Source organism: Neorhizobium puerariae (assembly GCF_042429745.1).
GTDB classification, from domain to species: Bacteria; Pseudomonadota; Alphaproteobacteria; order Rhizobiales; family Rhizobiaceae; genus Neorhizobium; species Neorhizobium puerariae.
Genome location: NZ_JBHMAA010000007.1, coordinates 75,941 through 94,661, shown reverse-complemented (window position 1 = coordinate 94,661; position 18,721 = coordinate 75,941). Strand labels below are relative to the sequence as shown.

Here is an 18,721-nt window from a genome sequence, read left to right as displayed (position 1 = left end):
CCCTGCATGGGTCGGGCGCCGGCTCCAGGCTGGCCCCGGCCGCCGACTTTCGATCGCGTGTTGCAATCCTCTTTCATCGCATCGGCCCTCCCTATTGATCTCGTTCAACCGGCAACGGGGTCGCCGGAACCGGCGAAAACCCCGATCGCCTGGATATGGCGGCCATAGTCCTTGACGCCCGGCTGGCAGCCGGCCCGGCGCATCACATGGAGCCTGCCGTCGTACCAAAGGCTCAAGGCCCGGCTGCTGCGGTCCAGCTCGCGGCGACCCAGTCTCGGATCGACGGGCTGTTTGCCGCGCAGGAGCATCTGCCCGGTGGCCCAGGCCTGATGATCGAGCACGCGCTGGCGCTCGGCATAATGCGCCTGGCGCCGCGCCGGGGGCTCGTGCTCGAGCAGCCGGTCGACCAGAGCCAGAATTCCGGCGCTCCAGGAAGGGATGGCGGCGATGTCCCGGAGGTCAGGAAGGACATCGCCGCCCAGACGCCCGATTCCTTCTCGGGCAATGTCGATGAGCGGAATCTGACGCGCGGCATACGCAATAATAAGGGCTGTTTCCCGCGCGCATTGCTCAGATCGCGCCCTGAAGGGCAGGCATGCCATGCGAACGGCGCACTCCCAGGGAATGGTGTAGGCCGTGTGCAGGATGCTCTCGAGCGTCTGCAAATCATTCTTGTCGGGCGCCACGTATTGAAATTCCCCCGGCAGGGGCGCCGCCGCCGAGGTGACGTTCAGCCCGAGCAGGATATGTCCCGCCTCGTGCAGCAGTTGGGCAGCGGTGGCCGCATGGTCGCCATCGTCGAGCCTTTCCGTGGAGAAGACGACAACCAGGCTGCCCGGCAGCCCGTTGAAGCTGTAAAGGCAGCCCGATGGATCGTGGCGGAGACCGACATGCAGCGTGTGAAGGCTCGCGACCAGCAGATCGCAACCTTTCGGGTCGACCTCCGCCGCGAGCGCAAGGGCCTTGTCGAGATGATCGGCGATCCGGTCGAGGTCGGCCTCGCCCGGCCGCAGATAGTCGCGCCCCAAATAGTCCGGCAGGCTCCGGGCGACGCACCGCGGCATCACCCTGCTTCCCATCAGCCTGTTGATGTCGACAAGGCCCATGCCGCAGGCAAGCTGCCGGTCCGGCCTGCGTTCCGTCGCAAGATCGCCGGCCACCAGGTCAGGCCGCAGATAATGGTCGAGAACATGCGCATTGGCGCCGTGGGCAAGCCATTCCAGCCCAAGCTGCAGCCCGTCCATCCAGGCCGCCAGGGCGGAGGACCGGTAGGGATCGCATTTCACTGGCAGGATGCCGGGGCCTGGCGGCAGTTCGTCGGCATGCCGGTATCCGCCCTCGGCCAGGTCCGGAAAATGGCCGGCGAGCGCCTCCACTCTTCCACGGCAGCCGGGACGTTCGTAAACGGCTGCGAGCGTGCGGGCGTAACGGTCCCGCCGCCTCGACAGGCTGCGGCCGACAACCGTTTCCAGCAAGGCCGCGCTGGAAAGGAGCGGGTTGCACCGGAGAAGCATCCGCGCCTGATCCGGCAATTGGTCGATATGGGAAGCAGACATCGAAGGCTTCCTTCTCTCCCGGCTCGGGGAGTTTTCAAAGATGACCGTTGGGGCGCGTCAGCGCCGCAGTGAATCCGCCACCCGGCAAGGGGCGGCCATCAGGGAACGGGTCTGGGCCTACGCTTGAGAACGGAACCGTTTCGGCCGACGAAAGGCGGGTGTCTGCGAAAGGTGGGAGGCGGCCCGTATTTCCGCAGCGTCGACTTGGTCATGGCCGTCTCCCATCGCCGTGTATCCGGCTGTAACCCGAGATCGTTTGCTGGGAGGAGATTGCCGGCAACCCGTCAGTGGCTCGCCAGCACCGCGTCAAAATTCCGTGAAAAGATTCGTGAATTGGACAAAGTCCCCGCAGGGACTCGCCAAAAAAGTGTGAGCGGTTCTCGCAATCCGCTCACACTTTTCGTTATGGATCAGGGACTTTCAGCCGCGCCGGACAGGCGCGGCGGATCAAAGCGCCAATGCGGCGGCAACCGCCTCGCGTACGTCGGGCAGGCCCGAACCGAAGAAATAGGTCATGTCGAGGGCGTCTTCACCATCGGCGTTCATGCAGTCGGCGGTCAGGCTCCTTATCCCCGGTGCGACGGCCGTATCCAGGCGCGACGCCGCCTGGAGGATCGACTTGACGTTCGGACCGGAAAGCCGCGAGTTCGCATTGTGCCTGCTCTTGTACGCCCGCTGGATCAGGGCGCAGATCCCTCCCACCTGCGCCGATGCGCCGGACGTTCCGCCAAAGCCGGTGTAATAACCGCCGCCGATGCCCGGATTGGCTCCGAACGGCACGACCGCGGACCAGGGATCGGCCCCCTTGTCATAACCGAATGCCCCGGAGAGATCGGTCGTCAGCAGGGAGAAATGCGAATACTGGTATTCCCGGATCGCAAACGCCCGATAGTCGTGTTGCGCCGCGAAGGGCGAAAGCCGGTTGACGCGCAATTGATGGCGGTTGAAGACCTCCCCGTCATCGGACGGCGAGACGAGGGTCAGCCCCTCGCCATAGTTGCTGTAGCCCGAGCGGAAACCTTCGACCGTGACGGCTCCCACCGAGATGATGCCATTGTTGTCGGCGGAAAGGCTGGCCGGATAGATGAGCTGGCTTTCGCCGCTGTTTCCCGCCGCGCAGACGATCGGGATATGCTGGCTGATGCCGAGGATGAGCTGCTTCAGGATATGCCACACGCGATCCGGGTTGGAGCCCTTCTGCGGCGCCTTGGGCTCCAGCTCGGCGGCACCCTGGTCGGCGAACGCGATGCGCGTAAAGAGATCGGCCGCGTCCTGGTTCTTCCAGCGTTCGAGATCGGCTTTCAGCTCGTTCTTGGGCAGCACCCGGCTGCGTTCCGGGTCCGGCAGGCCCCGGGGCAGGACGATGACATCGGCCCGCTGATGGTAGGCATAGAGGAACGCGGCGATGAACTGCCGGGCGTCGTCCTCGAAGGAGGTCCGGATGGAAATGAGCCGCGAGAAGGGATCGACCCCGAAATAAGGGAGCGTATTGCGGTTGCCGCCCGGGCAAGGCGCCTCGCCGTCGGTGAAGAATGCGCCTTCCGGCGGCAAGGACGGTCCCTCCTCGCCTGCCGCCGCCGCCGGTTCCCCGACGATCAGGCCGGCGCAGCAGGTGCCGTGCGAGGCAAACAGCGACTCCGGATAATACAGACGACGGACCACGCCTTCGGACGCCGCATATTCGGCGACGATATCGCTGAGATATTCCCTGTCGTCGTTGGACAGGCCGAGATTGCCGAGGGGAGCGATGTTCAGGCCGGCGAAGAACGCCTGCTTCTCTTCGAGATCGAAGGAGGTGGTCGTATCGAGAATGTCGGCGACGCGCGCGCCGTAACGATGGGTCGTCAGGTCTATCGAGGCTTGCCGGTCGAGCCGCGTCGCCAGATTGGGATGGTCCAGCGACACCCCGACGTCGATCAGCGCGACACGCGCGGGGCGGATCGGACCGGCCGCGGCGATCGTATCCCAGACGGTTCCGCCGATGGCGGGATCGGGAACCTGGCGGGCTGCGCTCTCGTCCTCGGGCGGCAGAGCGATCGGGGGTGGACCGTAATTGGCGTCGATGACCCCCAGGGCGCTCAGATGCCACAGGTAATAGTAGTTCGCCGGCGTCGCCTGCGGCGTTTCCAGTTCGTCAGACATGATGACCTCCTTGATCTCGGAAGAATGAAACCGGCCTCAAACCCATTCGTCGTGAACCGCCAGGAACAGCGGCCCGAAAGCGTCGTGCAGGTAGGGCGCGAAGCGCCGGGCCAGGTCGCGGCCGGCCTGCGTATCGCTCGGATAGTGCAATCCCGCCCATTCCCGGTTTTCAGCCACGTTCTGGGCGATCCGGGCAAGTTCGTCCGTCGCCGGATGTTCGGGCAGGATCGTCGCAAAGGCGAAGGCGATCGAGAAGCACTGGAAGGCATGGTTGCTGGGATAGGCCTCGTGCACCGGCACGGCCAGCAGCGGGCGCAGCAGCGGTTCGAACTGGTTCGGCCGAAGCCTGTTGAACTGGCTCTTGTAAAGCAGTCCCACATATTCGCAGGCGGTCAGGATGGCCTGGAACAACCCCTCCGTCTGCTCGAACCCGCCGAGGTCCTCTATGTAGAGCGCACGGGTGAATTCCGAAACCGAGATCGTCGCCTCCAGCTGGATATCCGGCAGCCGCCTCGCCCGCTCCCGGTCGCGGCGCTGCATGGAAAGCAGAACCGCCGTTTCCAGCCGCGTGTAATCCGGACCGGGCGGCGGCACGATGTCGAGCATCTCCCAGGTGAAGCGCCTTGCCGCCGTGAAGGCGTTCCGTGACGGCTGCTGGTGCAGCCGGCGCAGCTCGAACGCCGGAATGAGCTGCGACACGCCGAGGCTCGCGCCGTCCAGTGTCGACTTGTTCTTATTCTTGTTTTTGTTTTTGTTTTTGTTCTTATTCTTGTTCAGGGAAACCTTGTTGAGCGCCGATTTGTTCGCCACGCTCTTGTTGAGAACCGAGGCTGCCGCCATCGCCACCCTCATCGGCCCCGCCTGCGGAGGAGCGTCCTCGTCAGGCGCGGCAGCCGGCGGCGGCGGGGTATCCGCAATCACCGGGGGCACCGGAGGCGGCTCGGCCAATCTCGGCTCGCAGGGCAGAACCGTGTCCGGCTCAACCCTGAACTTGTATGTGTTCAGAAATGATACAATTTTTGATTGCATATCGGGAGTCGCTTCCACTTCCATATCCCAGCCTCCTGCAATGAAGTATCGTGAATTGCTCCTGCGTCAGCGGAACCTGGCGCCGGCCTTGAGCAGCCCGTCGATCAGGTGCTGGCCACCCCCCGTGTCGAGCAGGGGATAACCGCTGCCGCGAAACGCATTGATGGAAAATCCGTTCTCGACCGTTTCCAGCCGTTCCAGGTAATGGCGTGCGGTATCCAGATTGCCGGCATGGGCATGGCTGGAAACGAGGTAGCGCAGCAGGCTGTTGAAGTTCGGCCTCGCGCGCAACGCGTCCTCGCCTGAAGATATCGCTGCGGCATGGTCGCCCGCCAGCCCCGCGCTGATGCATTTCGTCGTGTCGAAATAATACTTGTGGGGACTGTAGACCCCCAGTTCCTGGACCCACCGGGTCATCGCGATCGCCTTGTCCGGCTGCCCCGCATAGCAATGCAGCATGGAATAGAGATCCCAGCCCAGCGGCAGGGCCGGATTGAGGCGGATCGATTTCTCGAACAGGCCGGCCGCATAGTCGTATTCGCGGAACAGGAAGGAATGCACATGCCCGACCAGGGCAAGCGAAACGGAATTATGGGGATCGAGTTCGAGGGCCTTGCGCGCATAGGCTTCGGCCTCCTCGATCACATGCGCATCGAGCGCGCTGAAGCGCTGGCCGACCTGGAAGGTCCGGATGAAGGACAGCCAGGCGAAAGCGGAAGGCCGCGGCTGGTACTCGATCTGCTCTTGCAGGCGCCGTTCCGCGTTTTCGAGATCGCCGCGCGACAGCCGGAAGATCGCGTTGACGGCGTCTATGAGCATGCCGCCGCGCACGACCCGCTCGTCGCCCATGCTCACCTCGCGGAACATCGACAACTGGTCGACGGCCTGGCTGATAAGGGCGGCCGAAACCCCGAACTCGGCGCGCTCGATCTGCGGGCGGCCGATCGTGCGGCTGCCCAGCCACAATATCCGGCTGTCGAGCAGGTTCTTGATCGCCAGTTCGATCAGGACGGTGCTGCCGTCGAAGGTCAGCCGCAACTGGAGGCAGAGGGGAAGGCCCGCCTTCCGGTCCTGTCCGCCCGTAGGCAGCGGATCGAAGGAGAGATCGGTGATGCCGATCCCCAACCCGTCGAAAATCGCCTTGGCGAGCAGGTTCTGGAACCTCAGCGCGGCAATCTGGCCGCCCTCACCGGCCCCGATGACGATCGGCGGCTGCAAGGCGACGGTCCATTGCACGTCGTCGGAGGAGGGAGGCTTGCCCGAACCGCCCCCCGCCGCCTTGGCCGGCATTCCCGCATGGCGTCCGTTCGGGCCACCCGTCACCGGCAGAAGGGCGGACTGCCTGTTGATGTCGCGGCTGGGCTCCTGCCTTGGCTCGAAGGCATCCTGCACCCGCCCTTCCTCGATGCGCCGGTCCCAGTTCTGCCTTTCGAGGGTCAGCCAGTCCTCGAACTCGGGATCGCGGATATCGATCCCTTCAAGCAGCTCGTCCGTGATCTGGTCCGCCAGACGTTCCGATCGGAGCATCAGATCCGTGTCGAGCTCAATCCTGTCCATGTCCAGCCAGACAGTGTTCTTGTCCGCGACGAGCAGGTCGCGGGCAGAACCAAGCGATTTATGGATGTCCAGGAGGGCCTGCCTCAGGCTCGCGGCCGCCTGGTCCTCGGAGCGATCGCTCCACAGCTTGTCCCTGAGCCAGACCCGGGAGCGCGAGCCGCGCGCCGAAAGGGCAAGCATGGCGAGGATCGCCTGGGCCTTCTGGGATTTGGGCGCAACAGGCCTTCCCCTGCCGTCGACAAGACTGAACGGGCCAAGCAGGTACATCCGGAATGCGACATGACTTTCATCCATGCGATCCACCGGCCCCGCTCTCGTTGTGCCCAGTGTGCCAATCCGGCGGCTCCCCGACCCGCCCTTTGACAGGTAATCTGACACAAACGCCGTTCCTGGCAAGCACGCGGCAGGCGCATCGAAGCTTCGGCGCATGCTAACGTTGTAGCTCTCGGAAAGCTGCAGCATCAATAGATCATCCCCTCGACACCCTGCGAGAGCAGGGCCCTGAAGCCCCAAGCATCCGACCGGATACATAAGGACAGCCTAACTTATTGAATCTCTCCGGAAATCGATTCCGACCTCCAGGCTGCTGCTGTAGCGCGCCATTGTCAAAGCAGCGTCAAAGCAGCGTCAATTGCCGCGTCAGGAGAGAATGAACAAAGGCTGCATCGCCTCCGCAGCCGAAGCCTGCAATTTCCGCAACGGAGACGGGAGTGCCCATACAGGGCCTATACAGAGCCCATACCGGGCATGCGCGGCAATCGGTCCGGGCCGAGTTTGCGCCCGCGCAAAGACAGCCGTCGTTTTCTTCCGCATAGCACGGCGATGAAAGAAGATGCCGCCATTCCCCGCCGCTATGCCAGCCTGCGGGAGTTCGTCGCCCACCTCGAAAGCAGGGGGCGGCTGAAGCGGATATGCGAGCCCGTATCGCTGGTGCACGAGATCACCGAGATCCATCGCCGGGTCCTCGCCGATCACGGACCGGCGCTGATCTTCGAAAAGCCGGTCGATGCATCCGGCAATATTCACCCCATGCCGCTGCTGGCGAACCTCTTCGGCACGCGCGAACGCATAGAATGGGGTCTTGGGCTCAAGGCCGGCGGCATTTCCGGGCTTGCGGCCTTCCTGGGCGAACTGCGCGAACCCCGTCCGCCGAAATCGGTTCGCGACGCATGGCTGAAGCTCCCGCACCTGAAGGCCGCGCTGGCGCTGAACCCCCGGACGGTGTCGCATGCGCCCTGCCAGGAGATCGTGTGGCAGGACGCGGATATCGACCTCGACCGGCTGCCGATCCAGTCCTGCTGGCCGGGCGAGCCCGCCCCCCTCGTCACCTGGCCGCTGGTGATCACCCACGCGCCGGACGACCCGACGGACATCAATGTCGGGGTCTACCGGATGCAGAAACTCGGCAGGGACCGACTGATCATGCGGTGGCTCGCCCACCGGGGCGGCGCGAGACATCACAGGATGTGGCAGGCGCTCGGCCGCGACATGCCGGTGGCGGTGGTCATCGGCGCCGACCCGGCCACCATCCTCGCCGCCGTGATGCCGCTGCCCGACACCATGAGCGAACTCGCCTTTTCCGGGGTCCTCAAGGGCCGGCGGCAGGAAACCGCAACCGCGCTGTCGGTTCAGCTTCCCATTCCGGCCGAGGCGGAAATCGTCCTCGAAGGCATGGTTTCCGCCACCGAGACCGCCGAGGAAGGGCCTTACGGCGATCACACGGGGTATTACAACGCCGTCGAGACCTTTCCCGTCGTCTCCCTCTCGGCGATCACGACGCGCCGCGATCCCCTCTATCTCTCGACCTATACCGGCCGGCCTCCCGACGAGCCCTCACGGCTCGGCGAGGCGATGAACGAGCTCTACATTCCGCTCGCCAAACGGCAGTTTCCCGAGATCCGCGACCTCTGGCTTCCGCCGGAGGCCTGCTCCTACAGGGCCATGGTCGTTTCGATCGACAAGCGCTATCCGGGCCATGCGCGCCGCATCATGATGGGCCTTTGGTCCACCTTGCCCCAGTTCAGCTACACGAAGCTCATCATCGTGGTGGACCCCGATATCGACGTGAGGAACTGGCCCGACGTGATCTGGGCGCTGTCCACCCGCTTCGATGCCGGCCGCGACGCCCTGATCGTGGACGGGACCCCCATCGACTATCTCGACTTCGCCTCGCCGCAATCCGGGCTCGGCGGCAAGCTCGGCCTCGACGCGACGACCAAGCTCGGCCCCGAAACCGATCGCGAATGGGGCCACGTTCTCCGCATGTCTCCCGAGGTCGTCGAAAAGGTCGACCGGATATGGGCCTCGCTCGGCCTCGGAGAGGCTTCGCCATGAAGGCGCGGCGGAAGGCAACCCGCGCCGGAACGTTTCCGGTGCTTCACCATGAAGGAGCAGAGCATGAATGAAATCAGTCCGGACAAGACGGTTGCCGCGATCGCCGCGGAACTGCCGGGTGCGGCGGAACTCTTCCGACGCCACGACATCAGCTTCTGCTGCGGCGGGAACGTTCCGCTTGCGCAGGCCGCCGAGGAGGCGGGACTTTCGCTCGATAACCTGATCGCCGACCTCGAAACCCTCGAAGCGTCGGCCGGACGAAACGCGCCAGACGAGACATCGGCGCTGATCGCCCATATCCTCAGGAGATATCATGCGACACACCGCGAGGAGCTCGGCTGGCTCATTCCCCTGGCGCAGAAGGTGGAACGGGTGCACGGCGCCCATCCTTCCGCACCGATCGGGCTTTCCGAGACGTTGACGAGGCTGCGCGACGAACTCGAAAGCCATATGCTGAAGGAGGAGCAGGTGCTCTTTCCGATGATGCAGCGGGGCGGCAGCCCGATGATCGTCCATCCGATCACCGAGATGCGGCACGAACACGACGACGAGGCCCAGCACCTGCAGGCGATCGAGCACGTCACCCACGGCCTTGCCCTGCCGCAGGGGGCGTGCGGCTCCTGGACCGCGCTCTACACGGGACTGCGCAAGTTCACCGACGACCTCGTCGTCCATATGCACCTCGAAAACGCGGTTCTGTTTCCGCGGTTCGAGAAAACCTCGCAACCGGCGGGCTGACACGGGGTTCGGGGGGTGGGCCGGCGGGAATTGACCGGCCGGGTTCCGTCCCACCTCCCAGGCCCACATACCGGCCCCACATACCGGAAAGGGAAGAGCCATGCGCATCGAACGCGACCCCAATGGAGATTTCATCCTGGAATCCGGAGAGCTCGCCGGACGGTTCGGGCTGTCGGGCGAGGAATTCAGGCGGAAAATCCGGCAGGGTCTCGTCGCGAGTTCGGTCGAGCGCGGCGAAGGCGAGGATGCCGGAACGTGCCGGCTGAGTGTCCGGATCGGAAACCGCATGTGGCGCGCCATCCTGACCACGGAGGGCGAGGTCGGAAACGAATCCGTGGCGGTTCTTCGCGGAAGACCTTTGCCGCGGCCCTGACGGTCGGCGCGAGGCCGGTCGCCCGTCATGCCCCCGTATCCACGTCCCCATATCCACGTCAATGAGGAGACGAGCATGTCCGCAAATGCAAACCTGAAGGCGCATGACCTGGCCGAACTCGAAGGTAACCATGAGGCCCTGATGGCGCTTTGCCTCGCGCTGGAGGAGATCGCATTCTCCCTTCCCCAGGAGGTGGATCGCGACGCCTGCCTCAACGCATCGCAGGTCATGGTTCCGCTCCTGCGGCAGACCCATCGGATGGAGGAACGGATACTGTTCCCGGATTTCGACAGGAACGCCGGCTCGCATTTCGCCGCGACGCTGATCGAACAGCTGAAGGCCGAGCACCGCTGCGACGTGCTGGCTTGCGAGGAGGTCGCGCAGACCCTCAAGGCGCTCGCCGAAAATGCCGGCCCGCCGCAGGCGGGCTCCGTCCGCTACATGCTGCAGGGGTTCCTGGAAAGCGTTCGCAGGCACGTCCTCTCCGAGAAACTCATCATAGAAACGCTTCTGATCGCCGAAGCCGAGGGACGCGAGATACTCGCGTAACCGGAACCTCTCCCACGCCGCAGGCCCAGCATTGAAGCTTGGGGCAAAAGGTCCAGGCAAGCGGGATGCTTCCCGCCTACTCATGCCGAGCGGAAAGGCCGCGTCAGCCGCCTCCCGTCATGCCGCGGCAAGGGGGTGAAGCTCCCCGGCGCGATCACGCCCCTCCCCGGTCCGGAACGCGCCGAGCTGCGTCCTCAGCTTCTCCGTCTGTCCGGCGAGAGATTGGGTCGCGGCATTCGTCTGCTCCACCATCGAGGCATTCTGCTGGGTTATCTGGTCGAGCTGGCCGATTGTCGACGTGATTTCCGCAAGCGCGACCGACTGCTCCCTTGATGACTGCACGATCGCCCCGACCTGCCGGTTGATCATCTGCACATGCTGCTCGATGCCGTGCAGCGCTTCTCCGGCCTGTCCGACGAGGCCGACGCCACCTGCGACATCCCGCGAGGCCTGTTCGACCAGCCCCTTGATCTCGCGGGCGGCCATTGCAGAGCGCTGGGCAAGCTCGCGCACTTCCTGCGCGACGACGGCAAAACCCTTGCCCGCCTCTCCGGCCCTGGCCGCCTCCACGCCCGCGTTGAGCGCCAGCAGATTGGTCTGGAAGGCAATCTCGTCGATGACGCCGATGATCTGGCCGATCTGGTGAGAGGACCTGGCGATCTCCTGCATGGCGGCAACCGTGTCGGAAACGATCCTCGCCGCGTCGGACGTATCGGAATTGGCCGTGCCGACCGAGCGTTTCGCTTCCTCCGCACCCGCGGCGGACATTTTCACCGCGGTCGCCACCTCTTCCAGCGCTGCCGCCGCCTCCTCCAGGGCGGCCGCCTGGCCTGCGGTCCTGCGGGCAAGGTCATCGGCCGCGACATGCAGGTCGGCGCAGGCGTCATCGATCGACTGGGCATTGTTCCCGGCAAGGAATACGAGGTTTTCCAGCGTCTCCGTCGAGCGGTTGTAGGTCAGGCGAAGCGGCTCGAGCCCGGAGGCGAGTTCCTGCCCGATGCGATAGCGCAGGTTGCCGCCTGCAAGCTCCCGCAGTCCGCGATCCAGCGCATGCAGGGCGTGCTCGAGTTCGCGCGAGCGCGCTGCCCGTTCCTGCTCGACGATCTCCGCCTCCTTCTGTCTTTCCGCCGCGCGCCGAAAATCCTCTTCACGCTCAAGCGCCGCCCTTTTCCGGGCCGCTTCGATCGCATGGCGCACCGCAAGCGCCAGGGCGCCGATCTCGTCCCTGGAGTTGACGGCGACGGAGACCTCGTCGGCCTCGCCCCCGGCAAGCTGCTCGACCGCTCCCGTCAATTGCTTCAGCGGGCGCACCACGCCGAAGCCGATCGAGACCGACAGGGTCACCGCCACGCCGATCGCGAGCCCCAGGACGACGCCCGCGACGATGAGGGTCCGCAGCTCGTGCTGCGCCCGGGCCGCAGCCTCCGCACGAAGCGCTTCCAGCACCTTCTCCTCGATGACGTGCAGCGCGTTGATGCGCTCGGTCGCCGCTCCGTGCCACCGGGCCGCGTCCCAGCCGGAAAGATCCGCCGCGGCACCCGAGGCAAGCAGGCTCCGGCGCATCGACGCGAGTACCATATCCCGGTCCGGGCGGACGTCCTCCACTTCTGTTGCAAAGGCGGGATGGGCGGTCTTGAATTCGTCGAGGAGAATCGCCTGCCCGCCATAAAGCGAGGAGAGTCTCAGGATCTTGGCGGCATCGATATGACCCGAGGCGATTGCGGCATTGCCGAGCGCCCGTTCCTGGCCGGCGAATTCCTTGGCCCTTGAAAGCTGGTTATAGGCTGCGATCCTGCCGGTCAGCTCGCCGATCGCATCCTGCGCGACCAGCGCGCGCGAGGCGCCGAGAAGCCGGTCGATCAGGCGGGTATAGAAGAGGGCGCTTTCGTCCGAGGTCACGGCCTCTTCATCGACCTGCCGGCGAAATCCCGTAAGGCCCGCGAATTCCTCTCGGGATATGCCGGCCTGCGCGCCTTCCCCCGCGACGACGGTCGAGACCCACCGGTCGACATCGATGCGCGTTCGTTTCAGGCGATCCGGAATATCGGGGTTCCTCCGTCCAAGCAGGGTCGCGGTCTCGCCGCGTTCCGTCTGCAACTGGTGGATGGCTTCGGCTATGTTCGAGATATGTTCGGCGACACCGACAAGCCGCTCCGCATCGCGGTAGGCGGCGAGGCTTCCGTCGAGCCTGTCATAGGAAAGCCATGCGACCAGAAGCAGCGGCAGGCAGACGGAAAGCAGGATTCTCTTCGTGATCGCGACATCGGACAAACGCATGAACGGCAACTCCGGGAATGTCGGCGTCATGCCATGATGCCGCAATTCATTCCCGGCCGACCGGTCTTATGCGGAACCCGGCCACCGCCTTCTTTGCCGGACCGCAAACAACGGCAGGATTCCCGCGTCTGTGAAACCGGGTAAATTTCAAATCTTCCCGCCGCGACAATCACCGGTCTTTGAGCTGGCGCAAACACGAACGCCGCGCCGGCCGATAGTCTGCACCGGCATTTCAGCAGGATGTAAGACCATGGAATTTCCGCGCGCGCTCGCCATTCCCCTGAACTATATGCCGCTTGCGGCGATCGAACGCGTGACGGGCATGCTGTTCCGCCGGGTGATGAAGGAACATCCCGGCCTGTTCGAGCGGCTGGGCGAGCATCGGGCAAAACGCTTCGCCTTCCTGCCGAGCGACCTTCCGCTCGTTTTCGAGGTCGAGCCCGGACAGCCGGCGATCCATGTCATCCGCAGGGATTCCGGCCGGCGGCCGGCGGATGCCTCGGTGGAAGGCCCTCTTTTCATGCTGCTGGCGCTCCTTGAGGGGCGCTGCGATGCGGATGCACTGTTCTTCTCGCGCAACCTCTCGGTCACCGGAGACATGGAGGCCATGCTCGCGATGCGCAATGCGCTCGATGGCGCCGACATAGACCTGCCGCGCGACCTGTCCACCCTTGCCGGTCCGCTCGCGCCGCTTTTCGGCAAGGTGGCCGAGGATATCCGCCGCCGTGCGCTTGCCGATGAGGTTTCCCCATGGAGCTGATCTGTCCTGCGGGCACGCCGGCCGCGTTTCGCGAGGCGGTCGATGCCGGCGCCGATGCCGTCTATTGCGGATTTCGCGACGAGACCAATGCCCGCAATTTCCCCGGCCTCAATTTCAGCCGCGAGGAGTTGCGGGACGCCATCGCCTATGCCCGCCGTCATGGCACCCAGACCTTCGTGGCGCTGAACACATTCATGCGGGCCGGAGACGAGGATCTCTGGTATCGGGGTGCCGCGGATGCCGTGTCGCTCGGCGCCGACGCGCTGATACTGGCCGATTTCGGCCTCATGGCGCATGTCGCCGAACGTTATCCCGGACAGAGGCTGCACGTATCGGTCCAGGCCTCCGCCTCGAACGTCGATGCGATCAATTTCCTCGTCGATGCCTTCGGCGCCAAACGCGTCGTGCTGCCGCGGACGCTCACCATCGCCGACATCGCCCGGATCGCGCCCCGGATTCGCTGCGAAATCGAGGTCTTCGTGTTCGGCGGCCTCTGCGTCATGGCCGAGGGACGCTGCTCGCTGTCCTCCTATGCGACCGGCAAGTCGCCGAACATGAACGGCGTCTGCTCGCCTGCAAGCCATGTCCGCTACCGTCAGGAAGGCAACGAACTCGTTTCCGAACTCGGGGACTACACGATCAACCGCTTCCCGGCGGGCGAGGCCGCAGGCTACCCGACCCTTTGCAAGGGACGCTTCGATATCGCCGACAGTCCGGCCTACGCTTTCGAGGACCCGGTCTCGCTCGACGTGATGGGAGAAATCGACGCGCTTGCGGCTGCGGGCGTCAGCGCCCTGAAGATCGAGGGCCGCCAGCGCGGCAAGGCCTATGTCGCCGAAGTGGTGTCGACCTTGAAAAAGGCATTGTCGGCGGACCCGGCCAGGCGCGCCGCGCTGCTTGCCCGCCTGCGCAGCCTGAGCGAGGGCCAGAAGACCACGTCCGGCGCCTACGAGAAACGCTGGAGATGAACATGAGCCGAAACGCTTCCGTCGCCCTCACCATGGGGCCGGTCTACTATCTGTGGGACGGGCCGAAGTGGCGCGATTTCCATTTCCGCATAGCCGACGAGTCGCCATTCGATCGTGTGGTCATCGGAGAGACCGTCTGTTCCAAGCGCCAGCATTTCATCGAACCGCATATCGCCGAAGTGATCGAACGGCTGGAGGCCGCCGGAAAGACCGTCGTGCTCTCGACGCTCGCCCTCGTGACGCTCGAACGGGAAAGTCGCCAGATGCGGGAGCTGATCGCGGGAAGCGACCATCCGGTCGAGGCGAACGATCTTTCCGCGCTCGGCCTGCTGGGCGGCAAGCCGCACAGCGTCGGGCCGCTCGTCAACGTCTACAATGCGCCGACCGCGAGACTGCTGGCAAGCCGCGGCGCGGAAACCATCTGTCTTCCGCCGGAACTGCCGTTCTCCTCCGTCGAGCGGATCGTCGCCGACGGCCCCGACGTGAATTTCGAGGTCTTCGCCTTCGGCCGGATGCCGCTTGCGATTTCGGCGCGTTGCGCCCATGCCCGCTCCAAAGGCAAGATCAAGGACAATTGCCAGTTCGTCTGCGGCGAGGAGCCCGACGGGTTGCCGGTCAACACGCTCGACCGTCAGTCCTTCCTCGTCCTGAACGGTGTGCAGACGGTGTCTCACACCTGCCAGGCATTGCCGGGCGAACTGGCCGAGCTTGCCGGCTGCGGCATCGCGGCGATCCGGCTCTCGCCGCAGGATTGCGACATGGTGGCGGTCGCCGAACTCTACCGCGCCGTGCTGGACGGCAGGCTGGATGCCGCCGACGCCATCCAGGGGCTGGGCGACATCTATCCCGCAGCTCCCCTGTCCAACGGCTTTCACCATGCCCGCGAAGGGGCGGCATGGGTCGCCCGCGCCCGCGACACGGCCCTCGGAGCCCGTCTGGACTGACCGGCAACGGGCACGGCACGGGCAGCGTCGAAGCACCTGCCGGATTCGCCGCCGTGATTGCGCTGCAGCAAGCAGCCCCGGCCGCTTCGGCGTAAATTCGATCATATGACATGGATACGGCCGGAAAGGCCCGTGTCCCCTCTCGAAGATGGAGTTCGAAAATGGGTTCGTTCAGTGCATGGCATTGGTTGATCGTGCTGGCGATCGTCATGCTGCTTTTCGGCCGCGGCAAGATCCCGCAGCTGATGGGCGATGTCGCGCAAGGCATCAGGGCGTTCAAGAAAGGCGTCGAGGACGAAGAGACTATCGCCCGCTCCGACAAGGCGCTCGACGGCAGGGCCGATTCCTGACCGGGACCATCCCGGCATAGGCCTCCCCCTTGCGCGGTCCCCTTCAAGGGGAACGCGACCGCGCATCGATCACAAAGGCGTCTCTCCCCGAACTTCCGTCGTATTTCGAAGCTGTCGAAAAACACATATATAAACGAAACTGCTTTGACTGCGCGTAGAGCGCCGACGGAACGGAAGTCGCCCGACCATGCAACTGACGCTTTTCTCCGATTACGGGATGCGGCTCATGATGATGGCTGCCGCCCATGAGGACCGGCTTGTCACGATCGAGGAAACCGCGCGGGTCTACGGCATCTCCCGCGCCCACCTGATGAAGGTCGCCCGGCTGCTCGTCGGAAAGGGGTTCCTCAGGGCCGTACGCGGCAGGACCGGCGGCCTTGCGCTCGCCCGTCCGCCGGAAGCAATCCGCATCGGCGACCTTGTCCGCGCCACGGAGCCGGATTTTGCGATGGTCGAATGCTTCAAGACCGGCAATGCCTGCCGGATCACCCCGTCCTGCCGCCTGCGGGGCATCCTGGGTGACGCGGTTTTGGCCTTCCTCGATGTCCTGGATCGCCATACGTTGCAGGATCTGGTGCTCAAACCCGAGGATTTCGGCATCAGGCAGGCGGCCTGAGCCCCAGGACGGGGACGATTCCGCAGCGACCCCGCATCGCGACCGTTTCCCGGCCGCCCGCTCGGCTTCCTCCCGAAAAACCAGTCCGCGCCCTCTGACGGACGCCAATGCCTGCCACCTCTTACCCCTAAAAAGATGCATATGTTATAGTTGATTTAGCGCAAAGAGTATTCCTCCGGGTGCCCTAAAGCTCTGCTCGCAACTCAAAGAAGACCGAGCAGATGCCACAGAGATCGCCCTTTCCGCAGCACCTTTTGATCCTGCTCGCCTGGTTTGCGGCCTTCTTCGTCGCTCTGATGTTCGCCCCGCAAAGCCATGCCGCCGGGCAGCTTCCGGACTTTCTCGGCAAGGTCCAGCCGGGCGAACTCTTTCAGGGGGCGGACCGATTCGGAGCGGTCGCGGGAGATCCGCCAATCGTTCCGGTCTTCGGCGGTGAAAAACTGCTTGGCTACGCCTATCTCAATTCCGATTTCACCAGTTCGGTCGGTTATTCCGGCAAGCCCATCCGCATCGTCGTCGGCATCGATCCGAAAGGCGTCATACGGGGCTTCAAGCTTGTCGATCACAAGGAGCCGATCGTTCTCATCGGCATACCCGAGAAGAAGGTGGTCGCATCGCTGAACGCCATGATCGGCAAGGACATGGGACGGGTTGCTTCCGGCGCGGAACGGCCGCCGCAGGTCGATATCGTCAGCGGCGCCACCGTGACCGTCCTGGTGATGGGCGACAGCGTGGTGCGCTCCGCGGTCCAGCTCATCCGCAGCAACCGGCTGAACGCGGATGGCGGCCGCATCGCCGCCGCGGCTCCCGAAGTCAGGAAGGTCGATACGAGCAAGACCGGGGTGAGCGACTGGCAGACACTTCTCGGCGACGGCTCGATCCGCAGCCTGCGCCTGACGGTCGCGGAAGTGTCGGAAGCGTTCCGGCAGTCCGGGCAGGCTGTTGCCGCCGGGAAGCCGGAAACCCAGAATCCCGAAGATCATTTCATCGACCTCTTCATGGCCCCCGTCAGCGTCCCGTCGATCGGCAGGACGCTTCTGGGAGACGAGGGCTATCAGCGCCTGACGGCAAAGCTCAAACCCGGACAGTCGGCGGTCATCGTGGCTGGCGACGGCGCCTATTCCTTCAAGGGGTCGGGTTATGTGCGCGGCGGCATCTTCGACCGGATCGAACTCCTGCAGAACGGCCAGGGCCTTCGCTTCAGGGATCGCGACCACACGAGGCTCGCGGCCTTTGCCGCGCCGGACGCGCCGCACCTGCGGGAGATCGCGCTCTTCATCGTGCCGGGCGAGTTCGCATTCGATGTCACCGAGCCATGGGAACTGCAGCTTCTCGTGCAGCGCAGTGCCGGCGGCCGTGAGAAATCCGTCCTCCCCTACAACCTCGGCTATTCCCTTCCCTCCTCCTATGTGACGGTCGAAAGCAGCCCGGCGGCAACGCCGCCCAATGCGGCCGCCGCCAGTACCAGCGCCGGTTCCACGGCTTCGACAGCGCCGCTGCTGGAAGGCCAGCCCCTCTGGATCAGCATCTGGCAGATGAACCGCGTGTCAATCGGCATCACGGTCGCGGCCGTGCTCGTGCTGACGGTGATCTTCTTCTTTCAGGACTGGCTGGTCCGGCGGCCGAAACTGTTTGCCTGGGTCCGCAACGGCTATCTGCTTTTCGTCCTCGTCTGGCTCGGCTGGTATGCCAATGCCCAGCTATCGGTCGTCAACGTCCTGACGTTCGCCAACGCCCTCGTCACCGGCTTCAACTGGGAATTCTTCCTTGCCGCCCCGCTCATCTTCATCCTGTGGGCCTCGATCGCCGCCGCGCTGCTCTTCTGGGGGCGCGGGCCGTTCTGCGGCTGGTTGTGCCCGTTCGGCGCGCTCCAGGAACTGAGCAACAAGATCGCACAGCGCCTGAAGGTGCCGCAGCTCCAGTTGCCCTGGGGGCTGCATGAAAGGCTCTGGCCGGTCAAATACATCATCTTCCTCGGACTTTTCGGCCTGTCTTTCTATTCGATGGCGCTTGCCGAGACCGCCGCGGAGATCGAGCCCTTCAAGACGGCGATCATCCTGAAATTCGCCCGCGAATGGCCCTTCGTCCTCTTTGCCGTCACGCTGCTGGTCGCCGGCCTTTTCATCGAGCGCTTCTATTGCCGCTATCTCTGCCCGCTCGGCGCCGCGCTCGCCATACCCGGCCGCATCCGCATGTTCGAATGGCTGAAGCGGTGGCCGGAATGCGGCTCGCCCTGCCATCGCTGCGCCAAGGAATGTCCCGTGCAGGCCATTCATCCCGAAGGGCAGATCAACGTCAACGAGTGCATCTACTGCATGCACTGCCAGGAACTCTACCAGGACGACCAGCGCTGTCCGCACATGATCGAGGTGCGGAAAAAGCGGGAGAAATTCATGAGGCTGTCTTCGCCCGCCTCCCGCGGCGAAGCGCCCCCAAAAACACAGGTCACCTACAAGGGTGCACCAATCACCAGCTCTGACGCCGTGCCGGATCAGCCGGCGTGACGGGACCAACCAAGGAGAGACCAA

15 protein-coding genes are annotated in these 18,721 nt (G+C 64.6%); 10 read left to right on the top strand and 5 right to left on the bottom strand.

Annotation, left to right across the window (positions count from 1 at the left end):
* Positions 1-104 precede the first annotated feature (104 nt).
* From ACFFP0_RS05250 to ACFFP0_RS05235, 4 genes are all read right to left on the bottom strand, one after another.
* Complete coding sequence (locus tag ACFFP0_RS05250) at positions 105-1,556, bottom strand: aKG-HExxH-type peptide beta-hydroxylase (RefSeq protein WP_377257315.1); 1,452 nt, start codon at positions 1,554-1,556, stop codon at positions 105-107.
* Between the two features lie 447 nt (positions 1,557-2,003).
* Complete coding sequence (locus ACFFP0_RS05245) at positions 2,004-3,698, bottom strand: S8 family serine peptidase (protein WP_377257312.1); 1,695 nt, start codon at positions 3,696-3,698, stop codon at positions 2,004-2,006.
* Between the two features lie 36 nt (positions 3,699-3,734).
* Positions 3,735-4,751: a phosphatase PAP2 family protein gene (locus ACFFP0_RS05240; RefSeq protein WP_377257309.1), complete on the bottom strand. Its 1,017-nt coding sequence runs from the start codon at positions 4,749-4,751 to the stop codon at positions 3,735-3,737.
* 42 nt (positions 4,752-4,793) lie between these two features.
* Positions 4,794-6,746 carry an AfsR/SARP family transcriptional regulator gene (locus ACFFP0_RS05235; protein ID WP_377257306.1) on the bottom strand — a complete coding sequence of 651 codons (1,953 nt, stop codon included), beginning with the start codon at positions 6,744-6,746 and terminating at the stop codon, positions 4,794-4,796.
* 360 nt (positions 6,747-7,106) lie between these two features.
* Between ACFFP0_RS05235 and ACFFP0_RS05230 the strand changes: the two genes are divergently transcribed.
* From ACFFP0_RS05230 to ACFFP0_RS05215, 4 genes are all read left to right on the top strand, one after another.
* A complete protein-coding gene (locus tag ACFFP0_RS05230; protein ID WP_377257303.1) occupies positions 7,107-8,618 on the top strand; it encodes a UbiD family decarboxylase in 1,512 nt (503 codons plus the stop codon).
* Positions 8,619-8,681: 63 nt separating this feature from the next.
* The gene (ric, locus tag ACFFP0_RS05225) at positions 8,682-9,356 is read left to right on the top strand and encodes an iron-sulfur cluster repair di-iron protein (protein ID WP_377257301.1); all 675 of its coding nucleotides are present in this window, start codon (positions 8,682-8,684) and stop codon (positions 9,354-9,356) included.
* Between the two features lie 100 nt (positions 9,357-9,456).
* Positions 9,457-9,729, top strand: coding sequence for a DUF6522 family protein (locus tag ACFFP0_RS05220; protein ID WP_377257298.1), 273 nt, complete (start codon positions 9,457-9,459; stop codon positions 9,727-9,729).
* Positions 9,730-9,804: 75 nt separating this feature from the next.
* Positions 9,805-10,278, top strand: a complete 474-nt coding sequence (locus tag ACFFP0_RS05215; protein WP_377257296.1) for a hemerythrin domain-containing protein — start codon at positions 9,805-9,807, stop codon at positions 10,276-10,278.
* A gap of 117 nt (positions 10,279-10,395) precedes the next feature.
* Here the strand turns inward: ACFFP0_RS05215 and ACFFP0_RS05210 are convergent, their stop codons facing one another.
* Positions 10,396-12,555: a methyl-accepting chemotaxis protein gene (locus ACFFP0_RS05210; RefSeq protein ID WP_377257294.1), complete on the bottom strand. Its 2,160-nt coding sequence runs from the start codon at positions 12,553-12,555 to the stop codon at positions 10,396-10,398.
* A 250-nt stretch (positions 12,556-12,805) separates the two neighbouring features.
* Here ACFFP0_RS05210 and ubiT point away from each other — a divergent pair, with 250 nt between their 5' ends.
* The 6 genes from ubiT (at position 12,806) to ACFFP0_RS05180 (ending at position 18,697) form a co-directional block, all read left to right on the top strand.
* Positions 12,806-13,315, top strand: coding sequence for a ubiquinone anaerobic biosynthesis accessory factor UbiT (gene ubiT, locus ACFFP0_RS05205; protein WP_377257291.1), 510 nt, complete (start codon positions 12,806-12,808; stop codon positions 13,313-13,315).
* The gene (gene ubiU / locus ACFFP0_RS05200) at positions 13,306-14,283 is read left to right on the top strand and encodes a ubiquinone anaerobic biosynthesis protein UbiU (protein ID WP_377257288.1); all 978 of its coding nucleotides are present in this window, start codon (positions 13,306-13,308) and stop codon (positions 14,281-14,283) included. The genes ubiT and ubiU overlap by 10 nt, the downstream gene beginning before the upstream one ends.
* A 2-nt stretch (positions 14,284-14,285) precedes the next feature.
* Positions 14,286-15,227 carry a ubiquinone anaerobic biosynthesis protein UbiV gene (gene ubiV / locus ACFFP0_RS05195; protein ID WP_377257285.1) on the top strand — a complete coding sequence of 314 codons (942 nt, stop codon included), beginning with the start codon at positions 14,286-14,288 and terminating at the stop codon, positions 15,225-15,227.
* 161 nt (positions 15,228-15,388) lie between these two features.
* Positions 15,389-15,577 carry a twin-arginine translocase TatA/TatE family subunit gene (locus ACFFP0_RS05190; RefSeq protein WP_377257282.1) on the top strand — a complete coding sequence of 63 codons (189 nt, stop codon included), beginning with the start codon at positions 15,389-15,391 and terminating at the stop codon, positions 15,575-15,577.
* Positions 15,578-15,764: 187 nt separating this feature from the next.
* Complete coding sequence (locus tag ACFFP0_RS05185) at positions 15,765-16,193, top strand: Rrf2 family transcriptional regulator (protein WP_377257279.1); 429 nt, start codon at positions 15,765-15,767, stop codon at positions 16,191-16,193.
* A gap of 296 nt (positions 16,194-16,489) precedes the next feature.
* Complete coding sequence (locus tag ACFFP0_RS05180; protein WP_377257396.1) at positions 16,490-18,697, top strand: 4Fe-4S binding protein; 2,208 nt, start codon at positions 16,490-16,492, stop codon at positions 18,695-18,697.
* Positions 18,698-18,721: the final 24 nt, after the last annotated feature.

Excerpts from the sequence above, each read along its gene's own strand:
- ACFFP0_RS05245 (WP_377257312.1), bottom strand. The coding sequence starts at position 3,698 with ATGTCTGACGAACTGGAAACGCCGCAGGCGACGCCGGCGAACTACTAT.
- ACFFP0_RS05250 (WP_377257315.1), bottom strand. The coding sequence starts at position 1,556 with ATGTCTGCTTCCCATATCGACCAATTGCCGGATCAGGCGCGGATGCTT.
- ACFFP0_RS05180 (WP_377257396.1), top strand. The coding sequence starts at position 16,490 with ATGTTCGCCCCGCAAAGCCATGCCGCCGGGCAGCTTCCGGACTTTCTC.
- ACFFP0_RS05185 (WP_377257279.1), top strand. The coding sequence starts at position 15,765 with ATGCAACTGACGCTTTTCTCCGATTACGGGATGCGGCTCATGATGATG.
- ubiV (WP_377257285.1), top strand. The coding sequence starts at position 14,286 with ATGAGCCGAAACGCTTCCGTCGCCCTCACCATGGGGCCGGTCTACTAT.
- ACFFP0_RS05210 (WP_377257294.1), bottom strand. The coding sequence starts at position 12,555 with ATGCGTTTGTCCGATGTCGCGATCACGAAGAGAATCCTGCTTTCCGTC.
- ACFFP0_RS05240 (WP_377257309.1), bottom strand. The coding sequence starts at position 4,751 with ATGGAAGTGGAAGCGACTCCCGATATGCAATCAAAAATTGTATCATTT.
- ACFFP0_RS05230 (WP_377257303.1), top strand. The coding sequence starts at position 7,107 with ATGAAAGAAGATGCCGCCATTCCCCGCCGCTATGCCAGCCTGCGGGAG.
- ubiU (WP_377257288.1), top strand. The coding sequence starts at position 13,306 with ATGGAGCTGATCTGTCCTGCGGGCACGCCGGCCGCGTTTCGCGAGGCG.
- ACFFP0_RS05235 (WP_377257306.1), bottom strand. The coding sequence starts at position 6,746 with ATGCTGCAGCTTTCCGAGAGCTACAACGTTAGCATGCGCCGAAGCTTC.
- ACFFP0_RS05190 (WP_377257282.1), top strand. The coding sequence starts at position 15,389 with ATGGGTTCGTTCAGTGCATGGCATTGGTTGATCGTGCTGGCGATCGTC.
- ACFFP0_RS05215 (WP_377257296.1), top strand. The coding sequence starts at position 9,805 with ATGTCCGCAAATGCAAACCTGAAGGCGCATGACCTGGCCGAACTCGAA.
- ACFFP0_RS05220 (WP_377257298.1), top strand. The coding sequence starts at position 9,457 with ATGCGCATCGAACGCGACCCCAATGGAGATTTCATCCTGGAATCCGGA.
- ric (WP_377257301.1), top strand. The coding sequence starts at position 8,682 with ATGAATGAAATCAGTCCGGACAAGACGGTTGCCGCGATCGCCGCGGAA.
- ubiT (WP_377257291.1), top strand. The coding sequence starts at position 12,806 with ATGGAATTTCCGCGCGCGCTCGCCATTCCCCTGAACTATATGCCGCTT.